At 73.2% G+C, this 10097-nt stretch carries 8 protein-coding genes; 2 read left to right on the forward strand and 6 right to left on the reverse strand.

Annotated features, from left to right (window positions below):
• The 6 genes from C1I97_RS23170 to C1I97_RS23195 all read right to left on the reverse strand — a co-directional run.
• On the reverse strand, positions 1 to 3008 hold a 3008-nt coding region (locus tag C1I97_RS23170; protein ID WP_181446871.1), incomplete at its 3' end, for a DNA repair ATPase.
• 80 nt (positions 3009 to 3088) lie between these two features.
• A complete protein-coding gene (locus tag C1I97_RS23175) occupies positions 3089 to 5122 on the reverse strand; it encodes a flotillin family protein (protein WP_111005119.1) in 2034 nt (677 codons plus the stop codon).
• A gap of 373 nt (positions 5123 to 5495) precedes the next feature.
• Positions 5496 to 6149: an Rv1733c family protein gene (locus C1I97_RS23180; protein WP_111005120.1), complete on the reverse strand. Its 654-nt coding sequence runs from the start codon at positions 6147 to 6149 to the stop codon at positions 5496 to 5498.
• 22 nt (positions 6150 to 6171) lie between these two features.
• Complete coding sequence (locus C1I97_RS23185) at positions 6172 to 6993, reverse strand: rod shape-determining protein (RefSeq protein ID WP_111005121.1); 822 nt, start codon at positions 6991 to 6993, stop codon at positions 6172 to 6174.
• Between the two features lie 2 nt (positions 6994 to 6995).
• Positions 6996 to 7370 carry a TraR/DksA family transcriptional regulator gene (locus tag C1I97_RS23190; protein ID WP_111005122.1) on the reverse strand — a complete coding sequence of 125 codons (375 nt, stop codon included), beginning with the start codon at positions 7368 to 7370 and terminating at the stop codon, positions 6996 to 6998.
• A 46-nt stretch (positions 7371 to 7416) separates the two neighbouring features.
• Positions 7417 to 7743 (reverse strand): TraR/DksA family transcriptional regulator, encoded by a 327-nt coding sequence (locus C1I97_RS23195; protein ID WP_111005123.1) that lies wholly within the window; start codon positions 7741 to 7743, stop codon positions 7417 to 7419.
• A 451-nt stretch (positions 7744 to 8194) separates the two neighbouring features.
• Here C1I97_RS23195 and C1I97_RS23200 point away from each other — a divergent pair, with 451 nt between their 5' ends.
• Both C1I97_RS23200 and C1I97_RS23205 read left to right on the forward strand, forming a co-directional pair.
• Positions 8195 to 9148 (forward strand): HAMP domain-containing sensor histidine kinase, encoded by a 954-nt coding sequence (locus C1I97_RS23200; protein ID WP_111005124.1) that lies wholly within the window; start codon positions 8195 to 8197, stop codon positions 9146 to 9148.
• Positions 9149 to 9150: 2 nt separating this feature from the next.
• On the forward strand, positions 9151 to 9819 hold the full coding sequence (locus C1I97_RS23205; protein WP_111005125.1) for a response regulator: 669 nt from the start codon (positions 9151 to 9153) through the stop codon (positions 9817 to 9819).
• Positions 9820 to 10097: the final 278 nt, after the last annotated feature.

The following is a 10097-nucleotide window of genomic DNA, read 5'->3' on the forward strand; positions in this document are numbered from 1 at the left end:
GCCGCGGGGGTGGTGCCGTTGGCCCAGAACAGCTGGGCGGCGGCACGGGCGGCGGGTTCGTGGCGCAGCGGGCCGGCCTGTTCGTGCAGGGGGAGCAGGACGGTCAGGATCGCCACGGCGTCGTGGTCGTGGACGCCGCGCTCGTAGCCCTCGTCGTACGCCTCCTCCGCGGCCCCGCGCACCAGGGCGGGCAGGTCGTCGGCCGCCGCCAGGGCGGCCGGGCCGTGCTCGCGCAGCAGGCGGGCGGCCAGGTGCTCGGCGCGGTACACCTCGGGCGACTCGGACGGCAGGTGGCGGTCCCAGAAGGGGTGGGTGGCCGCGAAGTCCGGGTCGGTGACCGGGTCGCGGTAGTCGGTGCCGGTGAGGGCGAAGGCGAGGCCGTCGCCGTGCGGGACCAGGGTGAGGTCGAGGGGCTGGGTGGTGACGGCGAAGCGGTGGGCGCCCAGGCGGAGGGTGCGGCCGCCGTCGGCGTACAGGTCGGTGCGGTCGCGCAGGGCGCGGGCCGCCTCCTGGCGGGCGGACTTCAGGCGGCCGTCCAGTTCCTCCGCCCGTACCGGGTCGCCGAGTTCGCGCAGTTCCTCGGCGGTGCGGCGGGCCTTGGCGACCAGCGGGTCGGAGGCGAAGAAGGTGCTGACGGCGTCGGCGTCGGCAAGGCCGGCCGCGCGCCGGGCGATCGTCTCCAGTACGCGGCCCGCGGAGGCGGCGAGCTGTTCGGCGCGGCGGGCGCGGGCGTCCAGGAGGCCCTGCTTGCGGCCGGAGAAGGCCTCGTAGATCTCGGTGCGCCTGTCGGCGAGGTCGCCGAGGAAGTCGTCGAACTCGGCGAACCGGGACTCCAGGTTCTCCAGCCGGACCAGCAGGGACGCGAGGTGCTCGTCGCAGGCCTCGGGGTCGTCCGCGGCGGCGAGCGCGCCGGTGACGGCCTGGCCGAGCAGCGCGAACTCGGCGGCGAACTCGGCGCGTCCCTCCTGGTCGCGCAGCTCCCGGCGGCGGGCGTCGAGCAGGGCGCGGGCGCGGTTGACGCCGCCGAGCACCTCGGCGATGCGCTCCAGGACGGAGGTGCGCACGGTGGCGTCGCCGATGTCGAGGCCGGCGACGACCTCGGTGACCGTGCGCAGGGTGCCGGCGAGGTCGTCGAGCCGGCCGGCGACCGGGGCCGCCTCGGCGACGGAACCGATCGACTCGGCGTCGGCGACGAGGCGTTCGACCTCGTCGTGGTGGTCGGCGAAGGCGTCCTCGCGGGCCAGGAAGGCGACGGCGCGCTGCCCGAAGGTGGCGAGGTCGGACTCCGCCTCGGCGGCGAGGTCGTCGATCCGGGCGGTGTCGGCGTACCGCATCTCCTTCAGGGTCAGCAAGTGGCCCTGGGCCTGCCGGAGTTCGCTCAGTCCGGCGACCCAGGCGGCGGCGCCGCGCGGGGCCTCGCCGCGCAGCCGGCGCACCACCGCGGCGAGCCGTTCGGCGGCGGCCTCGAGCGCGTCGGAGGCCCGCCGGGTCAGCGTCTGTACGGTGCGGAACTCCTCCAGCACCTGCTCGGCGGTGGCCCGTACGGCGTCCAGCGGGGTGCGCAGGTCGCCCAGGTCCTCCTCGCCGAGCCAGTGGTGGCTGTCGAGGGCGCGGACGCAGGCGGCGGCCAGCGCCTCGTACACTTCGGTGGTCGGCGTGGTCTCGGCGACGGCGCGGCTGATGGACAGGCAGTCGGAGATGCCGCGCACCATGTCGGCGTTGCCCACCCGGCCGAGGGGGCCGGTGCCCGTGGTGGCGGCGTGGGTGTCGGAGACGTAGGGGGAGGACCACAGCTGGAGCGGGTGCATCCGGCCCGGTTCGGCGGGTCCCGCCGAGGGGTCGGTGCGCAGCGCCATCAGGGTGCCGTCGTCGAACAGGGCCCAGCCCTGGCAGGCCAGCGGGGTGGCCACCTCCTCGCGGATGGTGTTGTACGACAGCAGCAGGCTGCGCCCCTGCGCGCGCGCGTGGAAGGCGTACAGCACGTCCTCGCCGTACGGCGAGCGCACCTCGCGCTCAAACTCCAGGCCGGAGGTGTCCCGTTCGTACGTCTTGTGGGCGCCGGTGGCCAGGCAGTAGCCGCCGGGGAACACGATGCCCTGGTCCTCGGGCAGGCGGCGGCAGGCCTGCCCGATGCCGTCGAGGCGGAGGACGGCCCTGGTGAGGGTGTTGAAGACCAGGTAGCGGTGGGTCTCCTCCTTGTAGGGGCGGACGCGCAGCAGGATCAGCGCGCCCACGCGCGCGTGCGCGATGTCGGCGTCGGCGAGGGACTGCAGCGGCTCGTCGACCGGTTCGCTGTGGATGCCCTCGCCGGTCTCGGTGTCGTTCTCGGTCTTGAGGGTGAGGCTGCCGCCGACGGTGGAGACGTAGATCTCGCCGCGCACCGAGACGTGCGGGTGCCGGCCCAGCACGTGGTCCTCGCGGCCCGCCTCGGTCCACTCGAAGTCGTGGGCGGGCGGCAGCACGTGGTCGCGTTCGCCGCGCGCGTCCAGGAACGCCGCCCGGCCGTCGGCGGTGAGCGTCCAGCGCAGCACCCGGGTGTCGTCGGCCTTCTCGCCGGTCCGGAAGACGGCCAGCAGCCGGCCGTCCACGCGGCGCAGGCTCAGCAGGCGGGTCTGCCGGTAGTAGCGGTGCAGGGCCGCGAACTCCCGTACGAAGGTCGGGTCGTCGAGGAGTCCGGGCACCGCGTCCTCGGGCAGCCGGTTCAGCTCGCGGTCGTGCAGGGCGAGGACGTCGCCCACCTCGGGCTCGGGGCGGGTGCCGTTGTAGCCGAACAGCAGGTGGTCGCCGACGGCGACGACGTCCCGGGGCACGCTGGGGTGCTCGGTGCGCAGCCGGCCGGTGCCGGTCAGGTCCAGGCGCGTGGCCCCGAACTCCTCGGCCCGGCGGGCGTTGAGGAGCTCGGCGCCGCGGGCGAGTTCGGCGGCCTGCGCGGTGAGCCGGTCGCGCAGCACCTCGTACGTTCCGGTGTCCACGGAGTCGTACGAACCCGTCTCCAGGGCGGTTGCCATGGGTCGTGCGTCCCTTCGCGAGGAGGTGCGGGCCCGTGAAGCCACCGGCCCGTCCGGTGGCTTCACGGGCCCGCCGGCCGTCAGGCCCTGACGGTGCCGTTGAGGGCGGTGAGCGGGGTGTCGGCCAGGCCCAGCTCGCCCGCGCGGTCGAGGAGTTGCTGGAGCTGCCCGGCGTTGCCGCCGCCGTTCTTCATCAGCTTCATCAGCAGCGCGGAGACGGTCAGGTTCTGCACGTCGGCCGTGGAGACGGAGCCGAGGATGCGGCCCAGGTCCTCCGGCAGGCTCGCCGAGCCGTCCAGGTAGGGCCTGGCCAGGGCCTGCGCGGTGTCGGAGTGCTGGACGAACCCGTCGACGCCCTTGCCGAACGAGACCGCGGACACCAGCCGGTCGAAGAAGATCGACTCGCCGCCGACGATGTCGATGTCGGCGTGCTCCAGGCCGGTCGCCAACACCGTGGCCTGCGCCTCGGCGACCTGCCGCTGCGCCTCCAGGCCGGCCAGCCGGATCTCCTTCTCCGCCTGCAGCCGCAGCCGGTACTCCTCGTGCTCGCGGGAGGCCTCGTCCAGCGCGGCCATCGCGGCCGCCTTCTCGGTCAGGCCCGCCGCCTCGGCCTTCAGCTTCTCGCCGATCGCGGCGGCCTCGGCCAGCGCCTTGGCCTGAGCACCCTCCGCCTCCGCACGCAGCCGGGCCTGCAGCGCCTCGGCCTCGGCGCGGCCGGCCTTCTCGATGACCTCGGCCTCCTGCTCGCGGACCTTCACGGCGGCCAGCCCCTCGGCGGCGGCTTCGGCCTGGACGGCCTCGGCCAGGCGCAGCTTGGCGCGGGCGTCCAGGTCGGCGGTCTTCAACCGGGCCTCGGCCAGGGTGAGTTCCTCGGCGGCGCGGTGGGCGGCGGCCTGCTCGGCGGCCTCGGCGGCCTTGATGTCCTTGACCAGCTTCTCCTGCGCCTCGGCCTCGGCGGCGATGACGACGGCCTGGCGCTCGCGCTCCGCCTCCTCCACGGCGCGCAGCTTCTTGATGGACTCCTCCTGCTCGGCGACCGTGCGGTCCACCGCGACCCGCTCGCGCACGACCTCGGCGATCTCCCGCTTCTCCGCCTCGACCTCCTTGTCGGCGGAGATCCGGGTCAGCTGGGTCTCCCGCTCACGGGCGATGACCTCCAGGAGGCGGTCCTTCTCGATGCGCTCGTTCTCGATGGCGATGACCCGCTCGCGGTTCTTCGCGGCGACGGCGACCTCGCGGGCCTGGTTCTCACGCTGGACGCCGAGCTGTTCCTCGGTGCGCAGGAAGGCGCTCTGCGCGCGCAGCCGCTCCTCCTCCACCACGCGGGCGGTCTCGGCCTCCTCGCGGGCGCGGGCGGTCTCGATCTCCCGCTTCTGCTTGATCTCGGCGTCGACCTGACGGCGCTCCAGCTCCAGGATGGCCTCGCGCGCGTCGACGTTCTGCCGGGTGATCTCCTTCTCCTCGGTGCGCTGGGCCTCGTTGGTGCGCACGTGCTCCACGGCGGTCAGCTCGGTGATCTTGCGGATGCCCTGGGCGTCGAGGACGTTGCCGGGGTCGAGCTGGGTCAGCGGCGTCTGCTCCAGGTAGTCGATCGCCGCGTCCTCGAGGTGGTAGCCGTTGAGGTCGACACCGATGACCTCGATGATCCGGTACCGCAGTTCCTCGCGCTTGGTGTAGAGGTCGGTGAAGTCCAGCTGCTTGCCGACGGTCTTCAGCGCCTCGGAGAACTTGGCGTGGAACAGCTCCTGCAGCGTGTCCCGGTCGCTGGCGCGGGCGGTGCCGACGGCCTGGGCGACCTTGACGACGTCCTGGGCGGTCTTGTTGACCCGGACGAAGAACGTGATGCGGATGTCGGCGCGGATGTTGTCCCGGCAGATGAGCCCCTCGCGGCCGGTGCGCGTGATCTCGATGGCCTTCACCGAGATGTCCATCACCTCGGCCTTGTGCAGCACCGGCAGGACGACCTGCCCGGTGAAGGTCACGTCGACCTTGCGCATCTTGGAGACGATCAGGGCCTTGCCCTGCTCCACCTTCCGGAACAGCCGGGAGAAGGCGAACAGCACGAGGAGCACGAAGATCAGGCAGGCCGCGGCGAGTGCGCCGATGACATCCATGGCATACGTCCTTGATGGTGAGGGACGGTGAGTAAGGGCGAGCCCGGGGTGGCCGGGGCCAAAACCCTGCGGTGGCCGGCGCGGTGTGCGGGCGCCGTGCGAGCGGGTGGTGCGCCGCGGGATGTTCCCCCTCGTTCCGTCTGCGGCACACCGGGTGGCGGACATTCCCCCTGCCGGTTCCGGTGCCGGACATCTGCCGGTGTCCGGCACCAAAACCGTCCGCGGTGCTCCCCGTGCGACATTCTGCCTGTGGGATCACCGCTCGCGCATTGCCGGTTTCCGGCAATGTTGAGTGGGTGTTTCATGCCTGGGTGATGACGGGGCCCCGTCAAATGCGGGGCGGGCGACGGCAGGTGGGGAACGACCCGCACGGCTACGGGGACGTCGTCCAGCGGGGGGCCGTGCGGGACCAGGCCGCGGCCCAGGCGGAGAGGTTGCGGCGGCGGAGTGCCAGGGCGGTGGTGCCGTACGCGGCCGCGCCGGCGGCGCAGACGGTCAGGGCGGCGATGATCGCCCAGCCCATGCTGCGGCTGCGGATCTGGTCGTCGGTCATGGGCGGCTCGGTGATCCGCCCGTCCGTGTCCGCCCACACGTCGACGCTGCTGCCGGCGGACAGGCCGGGATGGACGTCGGCCCGCGCGGTGCGGGTGCGGCCGCCCGGGTCGGTGAAGCGCACCTGGACCGGGTAGCGGGCCGTCTTCGCCTCCTCCGAGCCCGGCTCGGGGTGGCGGGGGGAGTCGTGGACGAGGACCGCGGTGGTCTGCCACCGCGTCTGTTCCTGGTGCTCGGCCGTCCGCACGTAATGGCGGAAGGCGGCGTCACCGACGAGGAACATGGCCGCGGGCACGGCGGCCAGCACGGCCAGCAGCAGGCCGAGACCGACCCATGCCTGCAGCAGGTCGGTGGGGCGGCGCAGCGGGTTGCGCCGCAGGCGCCACAGCTTGACGCGCGAGAGCTCTTCGGTGGCCGGCTCTTCGGAGGGCAGGTTTTCGGAGGGCGGCTGTGACCGAGGGAGGCCGCCGGACATGGTGTGTCTCTCCTTCCTGTTCCTAGGACGACTGCGGCTCGGAGGAGGCGGAGTCCGTGTCCGCGGGGTGGTCGCGGACGGACCGCAGGAGTGTGGCGGCGCCGCGGACGGCAGCGGTGTGCGGCGCCGCCACGGCCCTGAGGGGTGCGTGCAGCCTGCCGGTGAGGTGGTAGGTGATCTCGGGGCGCAGAGCGCCCCCGCCGGCCAGCAGCGCGCCCCGGCGCAGGGCGTCGATGGTGAGCGACGTACGGTCCTGCCGCAGCATCGCGGTCACCATGGTGGCCACCGCGTCGCAGATCTGCATCGGCGAGGCGGTGTCGAGGTCGGTGGTGCCCAGCGCGGTGCGGCGCGCGTCGACGACGGCGCCCTCGGACAGCAGCACCACCTCGGTGAGATGGGCGCCTATGTCCACCACGAGCAGCGGACGCGACAGGTCCGCGCCCGCGGCCAGCGCCACCGCCCGGGCGCTGGGGATGGTGAGGACGCCGCGCGGCCGCAGCACCTCCACCGCCGTACGGGCCTCGTTGCGGTAGGCGACGCCGTCCAGCACGGGAGCGGTGACGACGACCAGCGGGCGGGCGAAGCGGGGCAGCCGGTGGCCGAGCAGGCGCTCGAGCATCCGGGCGGTGCCCTCGGTGTCGATGATCGTGCCGCGCTGGATCGGGTACACCGCGCCGGCGCCGGGGAAGGTCACCGTGGGGACGTCGATGACCAGCCCCCGGCCGGCGACCCAGGCGCGGGTGCGGGCGCTGCCCATGTCGAGGGCGACGCCGCAGCCCTGCCGGCCCAGCGGCCACGGCCGGTGCCGGGTGGCGGCGGAGGCGGCGCGCGAACGCTGGGTCATGGTCACCGTCCGGCCTCCCTGACCTGTTGGCAGCGCGCGCAGTAGCGGGCCTGCGGCACGATCGTCAGACGCTCCCGTTCGACGGGACGCCGGCACAGGTGGCAGGTGCCGTAACTGCCCTCGTCCATGCGCGCCAGAGCGGCCTCGACGTCGGCGAGGACCATGCGGGCGGAGGCCGCGAGCTTGACGCGGACCTCCACCTGCGAGGCGGCCTGCCGCTGGAGCACCGCGTCCGCGCGGGATGTCGCGGCGGCCGAGATCTGCTGCAGCTGCTCCTGGCGGAACAGCCGCTGCTCGTCGAGGTTCTCGCGGAGCGCGGCGAGGTCCTCGGGCGTCAGGTGCGTGTCGCGGTCGCCGATGATCCGGTTGTTCACCACTTCACCCCTTGGGCAGGGCGGGAGACGAGGGCAGGGCGGGCGAGGATCAGGCGGTACGGCGCCGGCAGGAGACGCAGTGGCCCGTGTAGGGCAGGATCTCCAGGCGCTCCGCGGGGACCGGCTTGCCGCAGCCCAGGCAGGTTCCGTAGGTGCCGTCCTCGATACGGGCGAACGCCTCGTCGATCTCCTTCAGGACACGCTCGATGGCTTCCCGCTGGGAGGACATCAGGTGGTCGTCCGCCGTCTGCCCGGTCTCGCCGAGGGCCTCCAGCTGGACCAGACGGGTCCCGCGGGCGTGCTCCAGGCGCCGGCGGGCCTCCTCGGCGGCTGCACGCTCAAGTCGGGGTTCGGTCCGGGCGGCGTCGAGCGACATCGTCAGTGCCTTTCTGTCTACATGGTCTGCGTGGCCTGCGTGGTCTGCGCGGCCTGAGTGGCCTGCGGGGACCGCGCGGCCTGAGTGATCCGCAGGGGCTGCGTGGACCGCAGGGTCCGCATGGGGGGACGGGGGTCGGTCACATCCCAACCTTGGACGACCGGGCCGCGGTTTCCCATCGGGTCCAGGACCCATTTGCGGGTGGTCGGGGAGTCCACTCGGTGGGGGCATGGGTAGGCCGCGCCCGGCCAAATGGGGACCGTGCCCCATCGACTCCGGTGGCCGGCGGCGGCACACTGGCGTGTGGCCCGGTCGGACCGGCAGACTTCGGCCGGGACCGGGGCCCGTCCTGTCCGGCTCGTCCGACGGGTTCCAGGGGCCGCAGCTCGTCCGGGGTGCGCGATGCCCGACAGTGGAGGCAGACCGCATCACGGAAGGAGGCGTAACCCTGGTGTCCCTGTTCTGGCGGATCTTCGGGCTCAATGCCGTGGTGCTGGGCTCGGCCACCGCGCTGCTGCTGTGGGCCCCGGTGACCGTCTCGGTGCCGGTGGTGCTGACCGAGGCGATCATTCTGGTGGTCGGCCTGGCCGTCATGCTGGTCGCCAACGCCGCCCTGCTGCGCTGGGGGCTGGCCCCGCTGGACCGGCTGACGAAGCTGATGACCACGGTGGACCTGCTGCGCCCCGGTCAGCGGCTGCCGGTGCACGGCGGCGGTGAGGTCGCCGAGCTGATCAGTACGTTCAACGCGATGCTGGACCGGCTGGAGCACGAGCGGGCCACGAGCAGCGCGCGGGTGCTGCTCGCCCAGGAGGCCGAGCGGCGCCGTATCGCGCAGGAACTGCACGACGAGGTGGGCCAGAGCATGACCGCGATCCTGCTGGCGCTCAAGCGGGCCGCGGACGAGGCCCGGCCGCCGTTGCGCGACGAGCTGCAGCAGGCGCAGGAGATCACCCGGGGCAGCCTGGACGAGGTCCGCCGGCTGGTCCGCCGGCTGCGGCCGGGAGTGCTGGACGACCTGGGTCTGGTCGCCGCGCTGACCTCGCTGACCAGTGATTTCGCCGCCCACACCGGACTGCAGGTGATACGGCGCTTCGACACCGATCTGCCCTCCCTGGAGCCGGAGACCGAGCTCGTCCTCTACCGTGTCGCACAGGAGAGCCTGACCAACGTGGCCCGGCACGCGGACGCCGAGCGGATCGTGGTCAGCCTGCGGCGCACCGACGGCGCCGTGGAGCTGGCCATCACCGACGACGGACGCGGCATCAAGGCCGCGTGCGAAGGCGCCGGCATCCGCGGCATGCGCGAACGGGCCCTGCTCATCGGGGCCCGCCTCGACCTCGCCCCCGCCCCTGTGGCCGGAACCCAGGTCCGGCTGACCGCGCCCGTCCCCAGGAAGCAGCCCTGATCATGTCCGACCCGACCAAGACGACCACGATCCGTATCCTGCTCGCCGACGACCACGCCCTGGTACGGCGGGGGGTGCGGCTGATCCTCGACCGGGAACCGGACCTGGAGGTGGTCGCCGAGGCCGGTGACGGCGCGGAGGCCATCGAGATGGCCCGCACCCACGACGTGGACCTCGCGGTGCTGGACATCGCGATGCCCCGCCTGACCGGTCTGCAGGCCGCCCGCGAGCTGGTGGCGCTCAAACCGGACCTGCGCGTCCTGATGCTCACGATGCACGACAACGAGCAGTACTTCTTCCAGGCGCTGAAGGCCGGGGCCAGCGGGTACGTGCTGAAGTCCGTCGCCGACCAGGACCTGGTCGCCGCCTGCCGGGCCGCGATGCGCGACGAGCCCTTCCTCTACCCCGGGGCGGTGACCGCGCTGATCCGCAACTACCTCGACCGGGTCCGCCACGGCGAGGAGACCCCGGACCAGGTCCTGACGCCGCGTGAGGAGGAGGTCCTGAAGCTGGTGGCGGAGGGGCACTCCTCGAAGGAGATCGGTGAGATCCTCTTCATCAGCATCAAGACCGTGCAGCGGCACCGCGCCAACCTGCTGCAGAAGCTCGGTCTGCGCGACCGTCTCGACCTCACCCGCTACGCCATCCGCGCCGGTCTGATCGAACCCTGACCGCGCTCCACGACCGCCTGGGGTCCCGGCTGTCCACTCCCCGGTCGGGACCCCGGGTCCGGCACCCGCACCCACAGGAACACCCACAGAAAAGGGGACGCTGCATGCACCACGCTCCACGTGGCGCCCCCAGCCGTCCCCTGGTCCTCCTGTCGGCGGTGCTCCTCGCCCTCCTCGCTCTCTTCGCGGGCAGCCCGTCCCCGTACCCCGCGGCGGTGGCGTCCGCCGCACACGGCGTCACGGACGGCCTGCCCGCCCCGGCACACACGGACCACCAC

It is taken from the genome of Streptomyces sp. NTH33, from assembly GCF_003236365.1.
Lineage (GTDB): Bacteria > Actinomycetota > Actinomycetes > Streptomycetales > Streptomycetaceae > Streptomyces.